This window comes from Methanosarcina horonobensis HB-1 = JCM 15518 (assembly GCF_000970285.1).
In the GTDB taxonomy this organism is placed as follows: Archaea; Halobacteriota; Methanosarcinia; order Methanosarcinales; family Methanosarcinaceae; genus Methanosarcina; species Methanosarcina horonobensis.
The window spans coordinates 2,979,125-3,001,675 of record NZ_CP009516.1; the positions used below are offsets into that span (position 1 = coordinate 2,979,125).

General features: G+C 41.1%; 19 protein-coding genes. 15 read left to right on the forward strand and 4 right to left on the reverse strand.

The annotated features are described in order from the left end of the window. Window positions 1-344: 344 nt before the first annotated feature. The 3 genes from MSHOH_RS13100 to MSHOH_RS13110 all read left to right on the forward strand — a co-directional run bounded on the left by MSHOH_RS13100 (window position 345) and on the right by MSHOH_RS13110 (window position 2,694). Entirely contained in the window at window positions 345-1,418 is a 1,074-nt protein-coding gene (locus MSHOH_RS13100; RefSeq protein WP_239451383.1) for an MFS transporter, read from the forward strand. A gap of 585 nt (window positions 1,419-2,003) precedes the next feature. Then, entirely contained in the window at window positions 2,004-2,381 is a 378-nt protein-coding gene (locus MSHOH_RS24705) for an SHOCT domain-containing protein (RefSeq protein ID WP_204245317.1), read from the forward strand. A gap of 100 nt (window positions 2,382-2,481) precedes the next feature. After that, window positions 2,482-2,694: a hypothetical protein gene (locus MSHOH_RS13110; RefSeq protein WP_048140246.1), complete on the forward strand. Its 213-nt coding sequence runs from the start codon at window positions 2,482-2,484 to the stop codon at window positions 2,692-2,694. 90 nt (window positions 2,695-2,784) lie between these two features. Here MSHOH_RS13110 and MSHOH_RS13115 read toward each other — a convergent pair whose 3' ends face one another. Then, window positions 2,785-3,333 (reverse strand): YkgJ family cysteine cluster protein, encoded by a 549-nt coding sequence (locus MSHOH_RS13115; RefSeq protein ID WP_048140248.1) that lies wholly within the window; start codon window positions 3,331-3,333, stop codon window positions 2,785-2,787. Window positions 3,334-3,652: 319 nt separating this feature from the next. On the opposite strand from MSHOH_RS13115, the gene nagA reads away from it, so the two are divergent. The 4 genes from nagA to MSHOH_RS13135 all read left to right on the forward strand — a co-directional run bounded on the left by nagA (window position 3,653) and on the right by MSHOH_RS13135 (window position 8,786). After that, window positions 3,653-4,813 carry an N-acetylglucosamine-6-phosphate deacetylase gene (gene nagA / locus MSHOH_RS13120; protein WP_048140250.1) on the forward strand — a complete coding sequence of 387 codons (1,161 nt, stop codon included), beginning with the start codon at window positions 3,653-3,655 and terminating at the stop codon, window positions 4,811-4,813. 114 nt (window positions 4,814-4,927) lie between these two features. Further along, window positions 4,928-5,890, forward strand: coding sequence for an ROK family protein (locus MSHOH_RS13125; RefSeq protein WP_082089352.1), 963 nt, complete (start codon window positions 4,928-4,930; stop codon window positions 5,888-5,890). An 823-nt stretch (window positions 5,891-6,713) separates the two neighbouring features. Beyond that, window positions 6,714-7,205, forward strand: coding sequence for a GyrI-like domain-containing protein (locus MSHOH_RS13130; protein ID WP_048140252.1), 492 nt, complete (start codon window positions 6,714-6,716; stop codon window positions 7,203-7,205). Window positions 7,206-7,646: 441 nt separating this feature from the next. Further along, window positions 7,647-8,786: a C45 family autoproteolytic acyltransferase/hydolase gene (locus MSHOH_RS13135; protein ID WP_048140254.1), complete on the forward strand. Its 1,140-nt coding sequence runs from the start codon at window positions 7,647-7,649 to the stop codon at window positions 8,784-8,786. A 275-nt stretch (window positions 8,787-9,061) separates the two neighbouring features. Here MSHOH_RS13135 and MSHOH_RS13140 read toward each other — a convergent pair whose 3' ends face one another. Next, window positions 9,062-10,153 carry an alkene reductase gene (locus MSHOH_RS13140; RefSeq protein WP_048143469.1) on the reverse strand — a complete coding sequence of 364 codons (1,092 nt, stop codon included), beginning with the start codon at window positions 10,151-10,153 and terminating at the stop codon, window positions 9,062-9,064. A 428-nt stretch (window positions 10,154-10,581) separates the two neighbouring features. On the opposite strand from MSHOH_RS13140, the gene MSHOH_RS26055 reads away from it, so the two are divergent. The 3 genes from MSHOH_RS26055 (at window position 10,582) to prf1 (ending at window position 12,579) form a co-directional block, all read left to right on the forward strand. Further along, window positions 10,582-10,818 (forward strand): DUF2267 domain-containing protein, encoded by a 237-nt coding sequence (locus tag MSHOH_RS26055; RefSeq protein WP_052730866.1) that lies wholly within the window; start codon window positions 10,582-10,584, stop codon window positions 10,816-10,818. Then, window positions 10,767-10,970: a DUF2267 domain-containing protein gene (locus MSHOH_RS25700; protein ID WP_158024157.1), complete on the forward strand. Its 204-nt coding sequence runs from the start codon at window positions 10,767-10,769 to the stop codon at window positions 10,968-10,970. The genes MSHOH_RS26055 and MSHOH_RS25700 overlap by 52 nt, the downstream gene beginning before the upstream one ends. Before the next feature lie 361 nt (window positions 10,971-11,331). After that, the gene (prf1, locus tag MSHOH_RS13150) at window positions 11,332-12,579 is read left to right on the forward strand and encodes a peptide chain release factor aRF-1 (protein ID WP_048140256.1); all 1,248 of its coding nucleotides are present in this window, start codon (window positions 11,332-11,334) and stop codon (window positions 12,577-12,579) included. Between the two features lie 106 nt (window positions 12,580-12,685). Here prf1 and MSHOH_RS13155 read toward each other — a convergent pair whose 3' ends face one another. Continuing rightward, window positions 12,686-13,405, reverse strand: coding sequence for a polysaccharide deacetylase family protein (locus MSHOH_RS13155; protein WP_048140258.1), 720 nt, complete (start codon window positions 13,403-13,405; stop codon window positions 12,686-12,688). Window positions 13,406-14,056: 651 nt separating this feature from the next. On the opposite strand from MSHOH_RS13155, the gene MSHOH_RS13160 reads away from it, so the two are divergent. The 5 genes from MSHOH_RS13160 (at window position 14,057) to cydB (ending at window position 18,657) form a co-directional block, all read left to right on the forward strand. Further along, complete coding sequence (locus tag MSHOH_RS13160; RefSeq protein ID WP_048140260.1) at window positions 14,057-15,097, forward strand: glycoside hydrolase family 130 protein; 1,041 nt, start codon at window positions 14,057-14,059, stop codon at window positions 15,095-15,097. A 584-nt stretch (window positions 15,098-15,681) separates the two neighbouring features. Continuing rightward, the gene (locus MSHOH_RS13165; protein ID WP_048140262.1) at window positions 15,682-16,095 is read left to right on the forward strand and encodes a Fur family transcriptional regulator; all 414 of its coding nucleotides are present in this window, start codon (window positions 15,682-15,684) and stop codon (window positions 16,093-16,095) included. A 26-nt stretch (window positions 16,096-16,121) separates the two neighbouring features. Continuing rightward, window positions 16,122-16,316: a hypothetical protein gene (locus tag MSHOH_RS23845; protein WP_158024158.1), complete on the forward strand. Its 195-nt coding sequence runs from the start codon at window positions 16,122-16,124 to the stop codon at window positions 16,314-16,316. After that, window positions 16,295-17,611: a cytochrome ubiquinol oxidase subunit I gene (locus MSHOH_RS13175; protein WP_048140263.1), complete on the forward strand. Its 1,317-nt coding sequence runs from the start codon at window positions 16,295-16,297 to the stop codon at window positions 17,609-17,611. Before MSHOH_RS23845 ends, MSHOH_RS13175 begins: the two co-directional genes overlap by 22 nt. 2 nt (window positions 17,612-17,613) lie before the next feature. After that, the gene (gene cydB, locus MSHOH_RS13180) at window positions 17,614-18,657 is read left to right on the forward strand and encodes a cytochrome d ubiquinol oxidase subunit II (protein ID WP_048140265.1); all 1,044 of its coding nucleotides are present in this window, start codon (window positions 17,614-17,616) and stop codon (window positions 18,655-18,657) included. Between the two features lie 244 nt (window positions 18,658-18,901). On the opposite strand, the gene MSHOH_RS13185 is transcribed toward cydB, so the two are convergent. Continuing rightward, window positions 18,902-22,414 (reverse strand): PAS domain S-box protein, encoded by a 3,513-nt coding sequence (locus MSHOH_RS13185; protein ID WP_052730867.1) that lies wholly within the window; start codon window positions 22,412-22,414, stop codon window positions 18,902-18,904. Window positions 22,415-22,551 lie beyond the last annotated feature (137 nt).

The following is a 22,551-nucleotide window of genomic DNA, read 5'->3' on the forward strand; positions in this document are numbered from 1 at the left end:
ATTTTCTTTTCTGCAACTCATCTATCTGGCTACTCAACCGAAGAGTGCGCGGTATTTTTAAGGATTCACTTTCAACTCGAAAATGGATCAGGTATGAAATGACGAAAGCAGATGTGGATTTTATCATCGGATTATACTGTAATTTGTGTGATTGAGGGAAAATAAAAAAATAAATAAGATGCTTGATCGTTGTAAATCGCACTACACGTCAGAAGAAATAAACCATGATTCAAAAAAACGGCACTCTTCAGGCTGGAAATGTCTCTGAGCCAGGCAAAGGGCTTGTCTTCGCTATGGCCTGTGCATGCGGAATCGCGGTGGCCAATATCTACTATAACCAGCCAATGCTGGGAGTTATCGCACGCTCTTTTCCCGGTGAATTAGCTCCCAGCCTTATTCCTACTGCTACCCAATTCGGTTATGCAACCGGTTTGCTGCTTCTGGTGCCCCTGGGAGATCTGATGGAACGCAGCCGGCTCATTGTGTCGCAGTTCCTTGTTCTGGCTTTATCATTGCTTTTTGCAGCAATTGCATCTACCGGTTGGGCCCTCCTGGGTGCCTCACTTCTCATTGGCTTCAGCGCCTCAGTTACGCAGCAGATAATACCGGCTGCCGCATCGCTGGCTTCTGATAACCACAGGGGTTCAGCCGTCGGCAGCGTTATGAGCGGATTGCTGAGCGGCATGCTTTTGAGCCGGATTCTGGCAGGTTCCATCGCTACTAATTACGGCTGGAGAGCCATGTTCTGGCTTGCCATTCCCCTGGTTCTTATCGGCGCGACAGCAATGGCACTTGTATTGCCGTTAAATCGGCCCGCGACTTCAATGAAGTACGGGTCGCTGCTTCGTTCACTCCTGCAACTCTGGCGCAGTGAGCCCGGACTACGTCGAGCTACCTTCATACAGGGATTGCTCTTCGCCGTGTTCAGCGCCTTCTGGACGATCCTCGCGCTGCATCTCGAACAGCCTCCTTTCCACTATGGCGCCGATGTCGCAGGACTTTTTGGTATTATCGGGGTGGTTGGAGTGCTTGCCGCTCCCGTAGCCGGACGCCTGGCCGACCGCCGGGGCCCAGGCCAGGTTGTTTCTACAGGTGCGTTTGCCACTTTGCTAGCCTGGCTGGTACTTGCAGGCTGGAATTCCCTTGCCGGACTGGTCTTTGGGGTCATGCTTCTGGATTTCGGGATGCAGAGCGCCATAGTTGCCAACCCGAAGGTAATTTACGGGCTCAAGCCGCAAGCACGCAACCGGGTGAATAGTTTGTTCACGGTAGGGATGTTTATCGGCGGCAGCCTGGGGTCAGGAGGTGCAATGCTTGCCTGGAAGGTAGCAGGCTGGCAGGGGGTTGCCATTTCTGCCATTGCTGTAGCACTTACAGCCTCCCTGGCGTCACTTTTGCTTCAGCATAACGATTCGTGAAAACGTCTCAGAACTGGATAGCTTACTGATATTGTTTTCTACTTAATCAGTAAAGTTTAATGAAAAGTATTTTTCTACAGGAGCAGGGACAGGAACACTAGAAAATATTCGCAACATTAGAAAATATTCGCGAAGGAGAAGATCGATAAGAACCGGAAGATGCTTGAGGAGCGCAGGAATTTCGGCGTTAATAAAGCATTGCGGAATCCCTATGTCTAAAACTCTCTTTTTTGTCGTCGAAATTATTAGCATTTTCTACGCTGAGCACGGGGATGGAATAGATTCTCGTCCCCAAGATGGTTTCACTGAAGGTGTATCGAAATTACTGAAAAATTTCGATTGATTTTGTAGTCTTTTTTGTAATGGTATCTCAGGTAGTTAAGTAAATTCGCTGTATTCGCTGTAAATTTAAATACATAGTCGTAAATATTCGGTGAACCTCTGGTAAAATACAAAAACTTTGTGAGTAAGATTAATAATTCATAGTATTATTTTCGTATATTCTTTGAAATATATGATAAAACTGTCTCTTTGAAGCAGCTGAAATTTACGATTTTCAATGATAAGAAAGCATGAGGCCAATCAATGATAGGCTCAACAGAAGTTATCCTGTTTGGAAGGCTTATTTTCCGGATTCTAGTAATTGCAACAGCATTTATATTAATCAAAGATTATGTTAATCGGAACAAGACTGGCAGTGAAGGGAAATCTGCGCTGGATATCTTAAAAGAAAAATATGCTAGAGGTGAAATCACAAAAGATAAATTCGAAGAAACAAAAAAGAAGATGAGATCAATTACTTTACTATGCTACTCAGTTTTAATTGCTTTCTTGCTATGTTTAACATATTTATTTTTTAATGGGCTTATTGGCACAAGTGAAGCGGACCTCTTTAAAGATATTATTCTAGTACTAATTGTGCTTGTTAATTATTTAGGTCGTGGATTATTAAATGATGGGTAAAAGTGCTTTATAGAATAAAAACAGGATTAAACCCTGACTTTACAAAATATATTCCCGTCTTCAAGATAAGGTTATACAGCATTAAGACTAATTGAAATTTATGGAATCAACAGCAGACATCGAGAAGCGATTTATCGAACTCAAAAACATATGGTTCGTGATTGCCTCGTTGAGTTATATTGCAGCAATTGGTTTTATTATTGCATATTTTATCGGTGGATACTCTCCCTATGTAGCTATAGCTGTGATGTGGGCATGTATAGGAGGTCTGGACGTGATACTTGGTATACATAGCAGGAGAAAAGGAAAATAATAGATAAATTTCAATTTGTGTAGTACCATGCAGTATACTTCCTCTATGCTAGTGAGTATATTTTATGCAAAAAAAGAAAATGAATAATGATTACTTCTTTTCAAGAAATTCTATGAAAGAATCTAAGTTATGCTCTTTCATTTGAATACAAAAATCATTATTTTTGTCTATGTTTTTATACTGTTCGTACAAGGCATTTAATTGATTATACATTGTTGAGTTTACCGATTTATACCACTGTGCATAATCTTGAACTATGTTAACAGACATCGGACACAATAACAGCGTTAAACCGAACCCTGCTTCCGCATCAGGAAAAATTACAAAAGGAAAATTTCTACATGCTTGCGGCCTATTATCGTATATTCTGCATTTTAAGTTTATCAATAACGGGCACTGCCCGACTATTGCTTTATAACATCCTTCCAACTCTGATTTTATCGCATTCGATTTTAAAATATTCGCACTTTCTTTATCTATATTTTTTAAGATTTTCTCATACTCTTTTCTATGAAAATCAATAATATGATTTTTGCAGCAACTCGCATTACATAATTCAGGACAGCTATAATGTTTAAGTATGCTTTGAGTTTTTGAGCTTAACCAGTCATATTTTTCAGAACGTTGTCTTTTATCCATAGCATTCACCCAATTGAAAGAAAAAAGAGATGTTAAGTATATAATAGCTATCAATTGCCCTATTTTATGAGAACTTAATATACTGATAAAAACTTATTTGTCCCAAAATTATTTCTCATTTCCTATTTTGATTGTAATCCCTTCTTCTTTTTTCCCAGTGGCCGCCCGATATCTGCTTCCTTCGTGAGCATGCGGACGTGGAGAGAAGTTTTAAGAGAAGTTTATTGTCAATTTTCAGGTGAGATGAGAACTTTAAAAAAGTTGAAATACCATTAAAAAGACTATTGAAAAAATGTTTAATTTTATTAAGTGGTAAACGATGAAGTATGCGCTAGTAAACTGTAATATTTACACTGGAAATGAAATAATTTGTAATGAAGCAATCATAATTGAAAATAACTATATTAAGAGTTTAGTCGATGTATCAAAAGTTCCATCTGATATAGATTTTATTGATCTGGGCGGACTTTCAGTTGCACCGGGATTCATAGACTTGCAAGTAAACGGTGGTGGCGGTTATTTTTTTACTGACAATCCTACCGAAGAAGCAGTTTCCGCTATTTTTGAAGCACACAAAGAGTTCGGGACTACAAATTTTTTACCTACAATAATTTCCACGTCCTATGAAAATATTGTAAAAGCAATCGATACTGTTGGAAAATGTTTATCTAACAATAAGTATGGGATATTAGGATTACATATTGAAGGACCTTACTTAAATGATACGAAAGCAGGCGTGCACAATAAAAAGTTAATCAGGTCAATCCGGGACGAAGAATTCTATAATTTGATAGAAAAAGGAACTAACATTATCAAACTCATAACATTGGCACCTGAAAATGTGGATAAGAGATATATACGGATGTGTATTAACTCCGGAATTCGTATTTCAGCCGGACATTCTGATTCTACATATGAACAGGCAAGTGAGGCATTTAAAATCGGTGTGTCTTCAGTAACGCATATATTTAATGCTATGTCTCAACTGGGAAGTAGAGAACCAGGTCTCGTTGGGGCTGCTTTAGAAAACGATGATGTATGGGCGAGTGTTATCGTTGATGGTGTTCACGTACATTTTTCATCTGTAAAGATTTGTAAAAGGGTTAAGCCTTTGAATAAACTGTTTCTTATTACTGATGCAATGCCACCTGTCGGTAAACCTGAAGATACTTTCAAAGTCGGGGATTTAGAGATTTTCTGTAAAGAAGGGAAATGTATTACTAAAGATGGAATCCTTGCGGGCTCATCCCTGGATATGGCAACAGCTGTTCGCAATTGCGTTCAGAGGATTGGAATTCCAATTGATGAGGCACTTAGAATGGCCTCTACATATCCTGCAGAATTTCTAGGTATCAATAATTTACTTGGCAGAATTAAACCAAACTTTATTGCAAATCTGACAATTTTTGATAACCAATTGCATGTGCGTGGAACCGTTGTTAACGGGAAATACGAGGCCACAATACGGGTTAAAGCATAAGCTAAATTAATAGACAGTTAATTGCTATTTTTATATATTCAAAGTTATCACGAAATTATCACGAGATAAACAATATTTTGGAAAATCTCTCAAAAAGAGAAAGGGGGAATAGTGATGAACTACGCCACGAAGGAATCGAAGCAAAAGTCACAAAAGACTATAGAAAAATTTGGAAACAATAATGGGAAGCTATATGGAGGGATTGAGGCAGGAGGTACAAAATTTGTCTGTGGCATAGGCACAGGACCGGATGATCTGAAGGCCGAGAGCTTTCCAACTACAACGCCCACCGAGACATTAAACCATGCAATTGAATTCTTTAGAGAGTATTCAGATAGACAACAGCTCACAGCTATAGGTATTGCTTCTTTTGGATTTTTAGATCTAAACACATCCTCTTCGACTTTTGGCTGCATAACCTTAACAACTAAACCTGGATGGTCAAATACGGATATTTTGGGAATAATCCGGCGTGCATTAAATGTGCCGGTTGCAATTGATACAGATGTGAATGGAGCTGCACTGGGCGAATATCGCTTTGGTAACGCTAAAGATAAGGATAATTTTATCTACTTGACTATCGGCACAGGAATTGGTGGTGGAGGTATGATAAATGGCAAACTAATGCATGGATTAATTCATCCTGAAATGGGACATATCCGTATTCCACATGATAGAGAAAAGGATCCGTATCATGGTTTATGCCAATATCATAACGATTGTTTTGAAGGACTAGCCTCCGGACCAGCTATTTCTAAAAGATGGGGAAAACCTGCAGAGGAATTGCCTGACAATCATCCAGCCTGGGAATTGGAAGCACATTATATAGCACTTGCATTAACTAACTACATCTGCATATTATCGCCAGAACGCATTATTTTAGGTGGTGGAGTTATGGAAAAATCTGTAATGCTTCCACTAATACGAGAAGAAGTGAAAAAGCTATTGAAAGATTTTCTCAGGAAACCAGAGATTACAGAAAATATAGATAATTATATTGTTACGCCAAAATTAGGCAAATATGCCGGCGTCCTGGGAGCAATTGCACTAACTGAAGAAAAGGTAAAAACGATTTAACCTTCAACATCAGTTAATTCACATTTATTTTAATGTAACCTATAAGTCAAATTACTAACTGATCAAGGCTGATAAAATAGGCTTTTTTCATCCAGAAACCAGTAATACTCTCTTAGTGGATTTTAGAGATTATTTTTAAGTCAATAGTTTTTGCTTAAACCAGAAAAGATTTTAAATCAAAGATCGCAAGATTTTCGGATAATCTCTGGTTCAAACTGGCTCTCATAAATGCTGCTAACAATGTTCAATCTACAACATGCTTTTTATGGTAGATGCCGATTCTTAAAATACCTGTCTAGCTAACATAAAAGCATTTTAATCTCTTTCAAAGGCCTTATTCTGATTCTACTCTCTTCAATAAGTGCGAAATATCCTTCCCAATCATCACGCGACTCTATAACTTTTACAAGAGCTTTCGTTATGTAAGCTGAAGAGATCATAGGTATGCGAAAACCAATCGGCTCGGCAGATCTGCATCAAGTATTTTCCATATGCCTTCGGTGGATCCGAATCTATAATAAAGGTAAATGGTACTGTATTCACAAGGCGATGGCTAATTTGAAGAAGGGCTGAAGATATCCGCGCACATCCCCCGGTCCAGGACCGGGTGGACCCAACTCGCCCGAACTTAAGATAAAAGCTATCTAAAACTCGGTCATAGCCTTAGAGCCTGGGGACGTCGGGAAAACCTATCCGATAAGCGAAATGACGCACGGCGAAAAATATTGGAACTATACTTAAAAAACTGCAATGAATTTGGCTTATCAATTAAAATTGAAATAGATTTCAAATAATTAATTAACATACGGGAAGGAGCCAATAAATGGAGCCAAGAATTGAAATATTACCTGAAAAAAATTTAATAGGTAAGAGAATGAAAATGACATTCTCGAACAATAAAACAGGAGAATTATGGAAATCATTTATGCAAAGACGAAAAGAAATTAAAAATAATCTAACTACAGTGTTATATTCGCTGCAAGTGTATGACAAATCATTTGATTTTCAAAAATTTGATCCATATATATCTTTTGAGAAGTGGGCTGCAGTCGAAGTTTTAAATTTTGAGGAGATTCCGTATGAAATGGAATTCTTTATAGTGCCAAGTGGTCTTTATGCGGTTTTTGTTCATAAGGGAGCTGCCAGCACTGCTCCAAAAACATTCGAGTACATTTTTAGAACTTGGTTGCCAAATTCTGAATACTCATTGGACAATAGGCCCCACTTTGAAATATTGGGAGAGAAATACAAAAATGAAGACACCAGTTCAGAAGAAGAAGTATGGATTCCAATTAAGCTAAGAAAGAAACTTTAGTCGGATGCGTCACTTCGCCTAACATTGTTTTCTCGCAAGGGCACGAGTAGCGGTTCTCAAGGGCGTGTGCGCCCCATCTCCCGACCTAACCGCGGAAGTGGCCGGCTCGTCCGGGCCTAAGTTAATAACTTTAAGTTATTTATAATTTAACATTACTTATTTTATAATTATCTATATTGTGTTACTTATTATGCAATACATAGGAAATTAATTCTAAAAAATTTAAACTAATATCATGAATTTATCTCCCAATATATAAGAGCATTCGCTAACCGATAATACATTTTTGTATAAATATCTTTCTAAAAAAAATAATTATCTGGGTACTATATACTGGTTATGAATATGCTGAATTGTCATATCTAGAATTTATCCTATAAGCGGCCAAAAATCAGACATAATAAGGCTGTAAATCCGGAAGGAAAAAAGGAGGAAACAGTGATGAAATTAACGACCGCACATTATCTGAACCATTCAGGTACAAATTACGAAATTGGACAGCATCTAGGGAGATGGATTTTAGCGACGCCAGAAGCAGCAAGGAGACTGCAAGCGCCGCCAGGTATATTTCCCGTTAGAACACAGGAAAAAATCGCCGCAATGTTTGAAATGTTTGATCAGTATTGTCCCGGTGTCAATAAAGAGATAAAGGGTTTTGCCGATACGGTCGGCGTTGACCCGGTACAGGTGTTGTTTTATTCCATAAGCTTCTTTGCGCACGGATGTAATGTGATGGCGCTGAGGTCAGAGAAAAACCTGGAAGGACATACTATTCTGGCTTATACCTACGATTTTACCGATATATTGGAGGAGATGTGCCTGGCGACTACTTCCGTTACCGGTAAATATAGCCATATCGGTTCTCAGTGCAATATATTCGGGCGGGCCAATGGCGTGAATGAACATGGATTAGCTCTCTGTCAATCGTCCAATGGTATACCCGTAACGCCTATTGAAGGTTTAGGGTTGGATCCTCAACTTACTGGCCTGAATTTCTGGTGCGTTATCCGTGCTTTGCTGGAAAACTGTAAAAATATCTCCGAAGCTTTGGAATACCTGGAAAAGATACCTATTTCCTATAATATGAATTTGATGATGGGAGATGCATCCGGTGACATTGCACTATTTGAGAATCTCCACGGATTTAAGGCATATAAGATTATAACTGCCTCAGATCCCGAGGGATTTCTCTGTGCCAGTAATCATGCCGTTTTACCCGAAATGTTAGCACGGGAAAATGGTCGCTGGAAGGGTTCGATAAAACGTTTTGGGGTAATCCGGAACACTTTTACTGCCAAACAGAAAATCTCCAGGGAAGATATCAGGCAACTGATTTCAACCAGCTATCCCCAAGGCTTGTGCACCCACTTTTATGATCCGCAGAATATGTTTGGAATGTTATATGGAGGCATCTTTGACATCGAGGAAAAGGCCATAGACATTACTTTTGGCACGCCACAGCATAATCCGTGGAGAAAGTTTGACGTGGGAGTAAAGGATAAAGATCAGGTTTTCAAGGTTTCCTTACCTTATGAGCAACCGCCAAAGGACTTTTTTGAGATGACGGAAGAGATCGTCTGAATAGTTAAACCGGAACCTTACCACCTTTGAAAGCTTTAATAGTGGTAAGGTTTCGGCAGGCAAGACGTATAATAATTATGCAAAGGGAAGGTATTATCAAATATGCGGATTTAGGGCGTTTTTGCATATCCCGCCAAACACATCGAACCATATTGCTCTTTGTACTTCGACCAGATTATGATGGGAGTTATGCCAGGATTCCAAGGATTACTCCATATAAGACATATTGTAACAACCATCTCCCGAAGACTTTACATTACCATGCTTTGACCACATCATCTATTGACCAGGGCCGGATAGTCCGTGTAGCCTTTCGCACCGCCCACGTAGAAGGTGGCCACGTCCGGCTCGTTAAGCGGCGCATTCCGCCTGAAGCGCTCTGGCAGGTCAGGATTGGCCAGGAATGGCACTCCGAAGGCGATAAGGTCGGCCTCGCCGCTGGCAATCGCTTCGTTCCCGCTGTTGAGGTCATAGCCACCGTTCAATATGAACGTCCTTTCAAAAATTCTGCGCAGGGTAGGCCCAAGCCGTGCCTTGGGTGGCACGAACTCCGCCCTGCCTCCGATGGGCTCGATTAAATGAAGGTAGCCCAGACCGATTTTGTTCAGCTCTCCGGTGAAATAGGAAAAGGTCTCCCTGGGATTTGCGTCCGACATGGAATGTGCGGTATTGTGCGGAGAGATGCGGTAGCCGACACGGTCGCCGCCCCATACATCGATGACGGATTTCGTGACCTCAAGCGGTAAACGAGCCCGGTTCTCAAGGCTGCCGCCGTACTTATCGGTTCGTTTGTTGGCCCCGCTCCGCAGGAATTGATCCAGCAGGTAGGTGTTAGCGCCATGGATTTCTACACCATCGAAGCCAGCAGTTTTTGCGTTCTCAGCCGCCTGCCGGAATTGCTTGACGATGTCCGGCACCTCGTCGGTCTCGAGAGCCCTAGGCACCGGAATTGGCTTTTTTCCAACGGGTGTGTGGACAAAGCCTTCGACGGGTAGCGCGGATGGCGCGACCGGCAGAGTGCCACCCAGCAAGTCGGGATGAGAGATCCGCCCTACGTGCCAGAGCTGGATGAAAATCCTGCCGCCAGCCCGATGGACAGAGTCTGTTATCTTCTTCCAGCCGGCGACCTGTGCCGCAGAGTAGATGCCCGGTGTATGTATGTAGCCTACCCCCTGCGGGCTAACCTGCGAGCCTTCGGAGATAACCATCCCGGCAGAAGCTCGCTGCACATAATAAGTGACCATCAGTGGGATCGGGACGTCGGCATTCCCTGCGCGGTTGCGAGTCATCGGTGCCATCACTATGCGATTTGACAGCGTGAGATCGCCCATCCGATATTGTGAAAAAAGGTCTGGATCTTCTGCCATGATGACCATCTCGTTAAGCCTGCAAAATCAGTAGCTACCTTTGTAGCTGGATTCTTAGAATGTCATTGATCTCTTCAATGCTCCCCAATCATTAAACTGATTATTGTCTCAGCGCCTGGCACCATCCCCATTGTGCAATGCTTACATTATAACCAATTACTAAATATGAGCTCCGGGTAAAAACTTATAAGATAATTATTATGGATTTTTTATTTAAATATTCGTAGCTTGCCTGATAAATTATCGGGTATTTTAACCACCAAATCACATTTTGAAAAGTCAAAGATAACGTTTTGTAAAAGTCATGGTAAATCTATAATGTAGAGTACTGTCTGGTACTGCGTAGTTTACAGGGCAGAAATTCTTTCCAGTTACAGTCAAGCTTTTAATTGTCCATCCTTTTGACCAATATATAGCTTAAAGACATTATGAATGAATTAAAGTGGGAAAGTAAGGACAGAGCAGATCAAGCGTTACGAGCTACCTTACATACACTCAGGGACAGGCTTACGATAGAAGAAATAGTTCAGCTTGCTGCACAGCTGCCTCTTCCAATTAAAGGAATGTATTATGACGGCTGGATACCTAGGATAGGCCAGTGCTATTTGAAAACGTGGAATTCGCAAGAAGAGTTCATGAACAATTTCAGTATGGTCCAAATATGAACCCAGCCGAGGTAATACGGGCTGTCCTGCGGGTTATGTACAGGCACATGGAGGAAGGTGAACTTAGGGATATAAGATCCAATATGCCAAAAAGATATTCAGGAATGGTTCCCAGAAGAGGTTGCGCCAAAAGGATAAATTATGTTATTTAATCAGGATACGTTTCTACTAATTGTTTTTAATTTTTCTTTCGTGTTACTGATTTGGCAGTGTACTGAGAGCTCTGCAAATTTAGATTGACTTCATACCTTTTCGGTAAGCTGATCTAGCTCTTCACTACTTCTTGTTTCATAAGTAATAACACGCTTTATATGGTAGCGGCCTGCTCTCCTTTTCTTTTTTTTCCAGTGGCCACCCGATATCTGCTCACAAGTGAACATGTGGGCATGGAGGAAGTTTTGAATGGAAATTCAAAAAATGTTTTTAAAGAATAAACCATAAATGAATATTGTAGTTTCATGTCATTTTTTAGGTTCCCTCAACTGTTTTATATGAGAGAAGGAGGAAGCTGGAATGGCCGAATACTGTACATATGAAAAATATGTATTTAAAAAGAAGCTTGAAACTCTAAGAAATAAAAGTGGGAGGAGCATGGAATTAATTTCCCTTTATATTCCTTCCGATAAACAGATTTCAGATGTTACAAATCATCTAAGAGAAGAACACGAGCAGGCTTCGAACATTGAGTCTAAACTTACCAGAAATAACGTACAGGGAGCACTTGACTCTTTGCTGGCAAAGTTAAGATATCTTAACAGAATACCGGAAAATGGAATAGTTTATTTTGCAGGAATTGTCGATACCGGAGCTAACAGGACAAGCATGGAAAACGAAGTTCTCATTCCTCCGGAACCTGTTGTACATTACATATACCACTCTGATTCCATTTTTTATCTTGAGCCTCTTGAGGAAATGCTTAGAGAATGCAGTACTTATGGGCTTATACTTCTTGATCAAAGAGAAGCTACTATCGGAATGCTTGTGGGTAAGCAAACTGAAGTTATTAAACATCTCCATTCTACTGTCCCTGGCAAACAAAGAAAAGGAGGTCAGAGTGCACATCGTTTTGAACAGCTCAGACGCATTGCCATTCATGATTTCTACAAAAGAATAGGGGATGCTGCAAGTGAGGCATTCCTTGAAGTAGAGCCGGCTGAACTTAAAGGCATTCTGATAGGAGGGCATTCTCCAGCTAAAGAAGAGTTCAATGAAGGTGGATTTCTACATTACGAGCTTCAGAAAAAGGTCCTTGGATTGTTTGATACAGGGTATACGGATGAATCAGGTTTTTCTGAGTTAATAAATGCAGCAGAACATACGCTCCAGGGTATTGACTTAATTAAACAAAAAAAAGATATGGAAATGTTTTTTAAAGAAATGGGCACTGAATCCGGTAAAGTGTCCTATGGAGAAGACAATGTACGGGAGAATCTTGAAATAAAGGCAGTTGATGTGCTTCTACTTTCTGAAGACCTGCGATCTGAAAGAGTAACTCTCAAATGCAGTGTTTGTGGATATGAAAATAAATGGACACGAAAATGGAAACCCAATGAAACTGTTCCTGTGGCAGGAAATTGTCCTGAATGTGGTTATGCACTTGAATTCACGGATGTTATTGATATCGTTGGTGAATTCTCAGAACTTGCTGATAAAGGCAGTGCAAGGATTGCTTTTATATCAACAGATTTCGATGAAGGCTCTCAACTTATGATAGCCTTTGGCGGAATTGCTGCAATCCTTAGATATAACACAGGGGTGTAGTTTAATTCATGAGTTTATCAGTTAATGAATTTGTTAGTTTATGAGTTTATTAATTAATGAATTTACATAAATTATACAAAATTCCTTACTGTCAAAAATCTCTTTTTCAATCCTGAATAACATAATTTCCAGTCGCTAATAAGTCATCTACTGTTACAAAATTAAATCTCTTTTGCTGTAATTCCGGGATCGCTCTGTCTAAAGCCGATACGATCCCGAAATTTGCATCATACTTTCCACTATGGCCGTCATGGCATAAAATAATTGATCCATTTTCAATATTTCTCATTATGTTGCTGTAAATGTCTACAGGTCCATATTTGTATTTGAGAGATCCGCCAAGAATAATAGCAGGTTCGGTGGAACTATCTGCCGAGCGGCAGTTCCATAAAACAATTTTGAGATCAAGCGCTTTTGCTATGTTGTTTACTCTATCGTCAATGCTGCCATAGGGAGGACGAAAGTACACAGGGGTTTTTCCGATCAAATTAGTGATTATTTTTTTGGTTCTGGACAATTCATTATTAAGAATTTCTTCATCAGTAAGTCCGGTAAGATCTCGATGATCATGAGAGTGAATGGCTATGAGATGGCCTTCATCATTTGCGCGTTTGACAATTTCATTGCCCGTTATGTATCTGCCTGTATTATCTTGAGCAGCAATGTTTTTGTCAATACAGCAGCCAAGACAAAAAAATGTAGCTTTAACTCCATACTTTCGAAGCACATCAAGAATGTATGGGGTTATTCTGCCCGGACCATCATCAAAGGTCAGAGCAATATTAGGGATGTTAGGGTTGCCTTTTACAATTATCTCATCTGACATCATAAGTACCTGTGTAAGTTTTTGCTTGTTTTTTTGTCACTGACTGCCCAATGTCTACTCGCTCCGTGAAAATGCAGGCATGGAGGGAAGTTTTCAGAGGAGTTGATTAAAAAATTTGATAACTAAGAGCCTACAAGGAAAATCCGTAAGAACATTAATAAAACACTGCTTAACATCAAGTGTTTACTCCAATTGTTGTATATTGTCCATTATACAAATAAATAAGCTGTATTGCACCGAACAGTATTCGCTGTGAAGCCTTCGGTGAGTTATGCCCATTAATCTCGAACTTCTTCTACTAACTGATATTGTAGTTTAACATATTTTTTAATCAGTCATTAAGAAACTCATTTAGCCCTTTTTAGCCTCGAATAGCATTTCCTGGGTTTGAATACACTTTTTGGAAAATCTCGATGTTACAGGAGATTACATATTTCGATACATTTTTAATTAGTTTCAATAGACTGAAAAAATATAGAAATAAATATATAATGTCATCCAATACAAATATTGGAACTTCTTTATTCTGAAGACTTCTACAGAGCCCAAATAAGTCCTTCAGTATAGCGTCCAGCCCAAAGTAAGTGACTGGGTTCTGCAAAAGAAAAAGAGCTTGCTACTAGCAAATCAGACAAAATGAGGTAGATAAACATGATTTGGAAAGACCATGGAGAGCTATTTCAGAGGAGCAAGAAAAACCCTATACTTACCGTTGATGATTGGCCATATCAAGCCAATTCGGTATTCAACCCTGCAGCAGCTATAGTTGACGGCAAAACACTCCTGCTGGTGCGTGTCGAAGACCACAGGGGCTTTTCTCACCTTACAGTAGCCAGAAGTAAGAACGGAATTGACGGCTGGGAAATTGACCCAGAGCCAACCTTAGTGCCGGACCCTGTAAATTATCCTGAAGAAATATACGGCATTGAAGACCCGCGTATAACTTATATAGACGAGCTGGGAAAATGGGCTGTAGCATATACGGCTTTTTCTGACTCGGGACCCTTACCCGCTCTTGCTTTTACTGAGGATTTCCGTAATTTTGATCGAGTAGGAGCTACTCTGCCACCTGAAAACAAAGATGCTGCTCTTTTTCCTGTAAGATTTAATGGCATGTGGGCAATGATACACAGGCCCGTATCTGGTATGGGAGGTGGGAAAGCAAATATCTGGATTTCCTTTTCTCCGGATATGAAATATTGGGGAGAACACGAAGTTCTTCTATATGCCCGGGAAGGCGGATGGTGGGACGCCCGAAAAATCGGTTTATCCCCGCAGCCACTACATACACCTGACGGATGGTTAATTATGTATCACGGAGTACGCCAGACATCGTCAAAAATAAGTTATAAGCTTGGGCTGGCGCTTCTCGACCTTGAAGATCCAAGGAAAGTACTCCACAGGTCAGAGGGATGGGTTTTTGGGCCTCGCGAGATGTACGAACGTAGCGGTGATGTTAATGACGTTGTTTTCCCCTGTGGATGGGTTTTAGTGGACGATGAAATCCGTATTTATTATGGAAGCGCGGATACTTCTGTGTCATTAGCTACTGCAAAAATGAGCGATGTCCTGGCGTATATACATGAATGCCCGGAAACTCAATGCCCCGAGGAGTACTGTAGATGGTTTGAAGAAAACAGCGGTTTTTCAAGTGATGCAAAAAAAGGTGATATTAAAATAAAAGGAGATTAAAACAAAATTAGTTTATAGAAATTATAAAACCTAAGTGATAAATACATTATAAAATCAAATTGAGGGCGGCCACCCAAACTTAAATGATACGCTTCGGGCCGCCCTTTATGACAGCTGCCGATTCTATTTTTCTTATCTCTTGCCAGTGGTCGTCCGATATCTGCTTACTTCATGAGCATTAGGGAGTGGAGGGAAGTTTTCAGATGAATTTTGTGTACATTGCCTATTATTAGATATAGAGGGGACAACACTTTTCGGAAAGATTCTTAGTTGATTTTCTCAAAAAATTACATTGAATTTTGGATTTATATTCTAATTAAGGTTTCGAGAAACTTTACATTCTATTGAAGGGGGTTTAAAATCTTCTTCTGGTGATTTCTGCCTAAAATTGCTGTTTTTTAGTGTATTTCTAGTGAGAAAAAAATGTAATTTATGTCATCAGGAAAAAAGAGCAGTTACAGGCCTTTTATGAATAAAGAAATAGAAATAGTAGAAATTGTTAAATAATAATGAATATCATTTAGTAATGGATATCATGTATATCTGAGTAAGCCTGCTTTCACAGGTAATTTAGGTGGACGACTATGAAGCCCACAGAGAAAACTGACATGAAATACACAAACCAGAGAGTAGAAATACTTGCTTTCCTGCGCGAACACGACGGTCATCCCACTGTAGACGAAGTTTATGATGGGGTTAGAAAAAAACTGACGCGTATAAGCAAGGCTACCGTATATAAAAATCTCAAATTCCTTACGGAGAAAGGTTTACTGGAGGAGGTGAATGTAAAAGGGGTCTCAAGATTTGAAGCGAATTTCATTCCGCATCACCATCTCATCTGCAGGGAGTGTGGAAAGATGGAGGATTTTAATTCGGAACAATTGCTGGATTACTCAATGAAGATAGCTGAGGATATAGAAGGATTTACTATTGTTTCAACGAGCACCAACTTCTATGGCATCTGTAAGAAGTGCAAGGGGTATAAGGAGGAAACATAACTTGAGCAGAGCATCAAAGGGGAACGGTGTGTTATCCAGGTGTACAATTGTATATCCTTCAGATGGTCAAAGAGAAAGATCCGGTGAAACACAACATTGTGCTTCAGATTCTCACTGATGAGATTGAGCATGAAGATGATCTGCAAGTCGTGACGGAAGACATCGGCTTGCTTCAGCGCAAAAAAACGAGGGATAACGAATGGTTGAGTTACTTTTATTAAGCCGGCTTCAGTTTGCCATAACAGTTGCGTTCCATTTCCTGTTCGTTCCACTAACACTGGGACTCGCACTGTTAGTAGCGGGCATGGAAACAATATACTACAAAAATAAAGATGAAACCTGGCGAAGGATGGCCGATTTCTGGGGTAGGGTATTCAAGATAAACTTCGCAATAGGTCTGGTAACAGGTCTTGCAATGACTTTCCAGTTTGGTACGAACTGGGGTGCATATGCGGAATTCATGGGAGATGTCTTTGGACCGCCTTTAGCCGTGGAAGCATTACTGGCTTTCTTCCTTGAAGGTACTTTCTTTGGCGCATGGATATTCCTGGACCGCTCCCGTCAGAAACTAAAGGCATTTTCCATGTGGATGGTCGCTCTGGGTACTAACATATCTTCATTATGGATTATCACTGCTAACGGTTTTATGCAGAATCCCGTTGGCTACGAAATGGCTGCTGATGGGAGCAAGGTGGTTATGACCGATTTTTTTGCCCTGCTTACAAACAGCTATGTGTGGTACATGCTGATACACACTCTGCTTTCAGCTTACCTCTTGACCGCATTCCTGATCATGGGGATCTGTGCTTATCATTTCCTTAAAAGGAACAACAATGAGGTGTTCAGGAAGTCTTTCAGGATAGCAGTTGCCATAGCACTCATTACTGCAGTCCTGCTTCCGGTTCTTGGTCACGGTTATGCGCAATATGTTGCCGAGCTTCAGCCCGCCAAAGGAGCGGCAATGGATGCGGTATGGGAAACAGGTTCCAGAGTGCCCATGTATCTGATACAGGTACCTGATTCAAGCACTGGTTCCAACAGTGTTCAGTTGCTGGAAATTCCAGGTCTTGCAAGTTTCCTGTATACAGGAAGTTTCAACGGAACAATAACAGGACTTAACCAGTTAGCTCAGGATGAACTACCGCCTGTAGGAATGGTGTTCTGGAGCTTCAGGCTGATGACAATTCTGGGATCCCTGTTTATCATAGAGGCTCTTTTGGGCTTATACCTTCAAAAGTCAGGCAAGCTGTACACATCGGATAAGTATCTGAAGCTACTGATGTGGTCTATTCCTCTTCCGTATATCGCCATCACTGCGGGCTGGATTGTAGCCGAGGTAGGAAGGCAGCCGTGGATAGTATACGGTTTATTAAAAACAGCTAATGGCATATCATCGGTTCCCATCTCGGATGTGTTATTAAGTATTGTCCTTATAAGCGCATTCTATCTTATCCTTATGGTCTTTGAGATATACCTCATAAAGAAAACCGTAGTCAATGCTACAGGAGCTGAGTGAAGATGTTCGATTTCCTTACCCATGATATGCTTACTGTTATCTGGTTCTTCCTGTGGTGTGTGATATGGGGAGTTTACTTCATTGTAGACTCATTTTCCCTTGGAGCAGGTCTTCTGGCACCCTTTATTGCCACAGATAAGGTGCAGATGATACAAATCCAGAGATCTGTGGGTCCTTTCTGGGGTGGTAATGAGGTATGGTTAATACTGGCTGCAGGCGGAACATTTGCTGCATTCCCTCTGGTATTCTCGAAGATGTTTACTTTCCTGTATCTTCCTATGATGTTGCTGCTCATAGGCCTGATCGCAAGGGGCATTTCCGTAGAATATCTCCACAAGGATGAGAGTCCCCGGATACAGAAAGCCCTTACGTGGGGATGGTTCGTCGGAAGCCTGTTGATCTCTTTGGTCCTGGGAGTCGCATTTGCGAACTTCTTTAAGGGGCTCGAAATCGCTTCAGGAGGAGTTTACATGGGTACCCTTCTCGGACTTTTCAGCCCGTATGCATTGATAGGCAGTATCCTGTTCGTGCTTATGAATGTTACTTCAGGTGCGCTCTGGATCAGTATCAAGACCGAAGGTGCCATAGCCGCAAAAGCGGGTGATCTGGCAAAGAAGAGCACTCTTACTGTACTTGTACTCGCTCTGGTCTATCTGGCATACTCATTTGTGGGTATAGATGGTTTTACAATCAACTATTCAGCTACACCGGCTCTGTACTTATTGCCAATTCTTGCGGTAATGACAACTGCCCTTGCTGTGTTCTTTGCAAAAAAGGACAGGGAATTTCCGGCCTTTTGCAGCAATCTCCTGGCGCTTCTTTTCGTAGTTCAAAGCGGGCTTGCAAGTATCTATCCTTACATGCTTAAGTCCTCTGTTTCTCCTGAATACGGAATAGATATCTTTGAGGCAGCATCAAGCCATATGACCCTGAGCATCATGCTGGGAGGAGCACTGGTATTCGTGCCCATAGTAATTATCTACCAGCTGTGGGCGTATACTCTGTTCAGGGAAAAGATAACAGAAATAGAACAGGTCGGTTACTGACCTGTTTTCTCTTATTTTTTTACTTCTTCTGTCACTTCATCTACGAAGCATAGATAACCGTAGACAGATACCATAATTAAAACACCACACATGTCAAATGTTTCTGGCTTCTTCCAACTCATACAGAGCCTCTACACCTGGTTAAAAAGCAGCTTTCTTACCTCTTTTATTATGAAATAGTGCAAATATACCCTCGACAGCAATAGAAAACTTATGTTTTACTTGTGTTTTATTAATTCTCTTTTTATTCTGCGCCGAAGCTAATTACAAATTCAGTACCATTATCTCTTTTAAGTTCAACCTGACCGTCTAACTGTTCTACCAGGATATTTACAAGCTGCACACCAAGAGTCTCCGTATTCTCTAAGTTTATTTCCTTGGGAATACCAATCCCATTATCTGAAATAATTAAGGTATATCTTTTACCTTTTTTGAAAAGCTCCCCTCTGGTATCCGGCTCACTGATAGCTTCTTCACTAAAGAGTTTAATCTGGATTTCTCCTGTTCTTTTATCTGGAAATGCATACTTTAAGGAATTGGAAACAAGTTCGTTAATAATCATTCCTAACGGAACTGCAATATCCGTATCAAAGAAGATGTTTTCTTCAACATCCAAATTTAAGCTGATATCGAGATTGCCAAGTTTGTAAGTCTGGAAAAGGTTTTCAACAAGCCTTTTCAGGTATGGTGAGAAATTTAGTTTATCGGTTCCTCTACCTTCGTGCAGCTCTTTGTGGATAAACGCAATTGACATTACTCTATCCTGACTCTCCCTGAAAGCGTTAAGAACTTCCAGATCCTCAGCAGATCCTCTGCTTCTGAACTTTTCAGCCTGTAAGTCAAGAAGCGAAGAGATCACTTGGAGATTATTTTTGATTCTGTGATGTATTTCTTTTTTTCTGGCTTCTTCGGCTTTTGCCAGTAGTCTTTCCGCATTTATTTGCTCAGTAATATCTCTTGCAATAGCTGAGATAGCCATTAGCTTTCCAGAAGCGTCAAAAACCGGAGAATAAGTTATTGAAACATTTATTATTGTGCCATCCTTTTTTTGCCGTAAAGTTTTGTAATGCTGGATTTTTTCTCCCTGTTTTACTCGCTCAATTATCTTATTTATTTCTCCTTTAACACTTTCTGGTTCAAGGATTGAGACATTTTTCCCCAGAGTTTCTTCAGCTGAATAACCGTAAATATCCTCTGCCGTTTTATTCCAGCTGGTAATATTACCATCGAGAGACTCTGTTACAATAGCATCATTTGACGATTCCACAGCATCCGCTAATATCCTAATTTTCTCTTCTGCTTTCTTACGCTCAGTTATGTCCTGCGTTGTTCCTTTTATTCTAATAGGAGTATTTTTATCATCAATGACAACCTCTGCCTGTACGTGGATTACGCGGTTTTCCCCATTGTCTAAAACAATCCTATTATCAATGCTGTAAGATTTCCCGTTTAAAGCTTGTTTAACCGACTCATCCACATAGCATCGATCTTCAGGATGTATGTAATTTAAAAATTCGCCATAAGCTGGAGGTAACTCTTGAGGGTTTAGTCCAAAAATTCTATAAAGCTCATTAGACCACCATATTTTACCGGTTATAAGATTCCAATCCCAATTTCCAATATGAGCGATTTTTTGGGCTTCAGAAAGACTTTTTTCACTTTCCTTCAATGAGTTGTATGATTTCTCAAGTTCTGCTGTACGCTCTTCGACTAGTTTTTCTAAACTATCATGTGCTTTTTTTAGAGCTTCTTCTGCCTGTCTGCGCTCGGTGATGTCCCTCGCTGCTCCTATCAATCCTATGATGTTGCCCTGTCCATCATAGTACGGTGCTTTTACGGTCTGGAGGATGCGCCATCCATGTGATGTAAATATTCTCTCCTCTAAGGTTGTCCCTTTTCCAGCCTCCATGACTCGTTTGTCACCCTCTGCTAGCTTCCTGGCTATCTCAGGAGGGTGAAAATCGGCAACGGTCTTATTGAGGACCTCTTCAGGGGATTTGCCAATAAGCCTATAGTAAGCGGGGTTTGCCAGGATCATCCGGGCTTCTCTATCCTTGACGAAGATGGCGTCTGAGACGTTCTCCATGATGTCTCGGAGAAAAGCCTCGCTCTCCCGGACCTCGTTCTCGATGCGACGCAGCTTCATAATCTTGTGAAGCTCATTAGCCACCAGTTGGAGCTGCATGACATCGCGGTCGTCGTACTCATCCACCTTGTTGCCCACACCGAAGATGATCCTCACCTTGCCGTTCTCTATGACCGGCACGCTCATGAATCGCTTCACTGCAGCGTGTCCGGCCGGCAGCCCTTTTTGGTTCGGTGAGGAAGGAAAGTCATTGTAGACCACCGGCCGCTTTAGCCGGACGCAATCGACCCAGTTACCTGCCTTTTCAATAGGGTAGTGCCCTTCGTTCCCTGCCGTGCATGATCTCAATGCTTCCTGGTTCCAGGTGGTGAGGATGATCTCTTTCTCGTCTTCGGAGACGAGGTGGAAGAAGCCGATCATGCTATCAGTTACCTTGACGGCTTGATTGAGTGCGAAATCGTAGAGTTCGCGGTCTGATAGGTTCGATGATCGGGTATAGAGCTCGTATAAGCCGGTAGCTCGCGCCAGTTCGTTGCTTAGCTGGTGCTCCGCCTGCCTGCGCTCAGTTATATCCTGGGTTATACCAAAACCGTTTACGACAGCTCCATCTTTGTCAAGCTCAAGATATGCTTTTTCACGTACCCACTTGATCTTACCGTCTACGATAATGCGGTGCTCGATGTCGTATGGCTTACCCTTTAGCCCTTCCTCCCATTCTTTATTGACATATTCCCTATCATCTGGATGAACTGTTGAAAGAAAAGTCTCATAGGTCAAAGGAGTACCCTTTGGAATGCCGAAGATACGATGATTTTCATCGGACCATGTTAATTCGTTTTTATGCGCATTCAGACGCCAGCTTCCTACATTTCCCACGGCCTGGGCACGGTCTAAATCATCAACCAGAGTATTGCGTTCCTCCAGGGACTGGGCTAACTTGATATTACTGTGGCTTAGCTGTGAGAGCATATTGGCAAGTTTCATGAAGAAGGACATGCTATTTTCGACAGTTTCTCTGCTCAGCCGTGGAACTTTTTCCAGAGCTGCTATGTACTTTTCCTCATTAAATCCATATTTTCTAGCCTGTGTTCGGAAGAGTTCATAGTCCACAGGCTCGTCGTCAAAAAAGAACTGACCTGAGAAGATATTGCCGATGTGATGGCCATCAACAATGATAGGGGTTACTATGTCCCACATGTTGTTTTTGCACCTGTAGAGCTTAAACTCTCCAGGAGGAACGCCTGCGGACAGCTTTGTATCACTTTCCACACAGTGCTTGCAGGTTTCGGGGTGAACCCTATGGAACTTTGTGCAGATATCCTGCCATCCAACACCTATCAGAACATTGCCTTTGAGATCAAGTAAGGCCATGGTAATGTGAGCAAATTTATAAAAGTCATCTATGATGGACTGGACTGCCTGAATATCAATGATCTCTGCCAGCTCAAGGTTTTCTGCCTTCCTGGAAGTTGAGAGGTTATTCTCCAGCTTCAGCCCAAAATGTTGCTCATTCTGGCCCGATTCTTCCTCAGCCCTTTTGTGCTTGGTGATATCCCGGTTCAGTGCCATATTCTCGGCACGCAAGTCTTGATTAGCCTTTTCCAATTCAGCGATCCGTTTTTGCATTTGGATCTCCAGTTCATCCTTCTCTGGAAGGTTAGAAGCTCCCATAATTCCCCGATCCCTCTTTTAAAGCAGACATTAATACTTCCATTAAACATCTTTTTATCTGATCCTTTTGTTTAATAGAATTTGACATAAATGTGGTCTCAAGCAGATCTCTAATAATATCTTGCAAAGAGTTAATT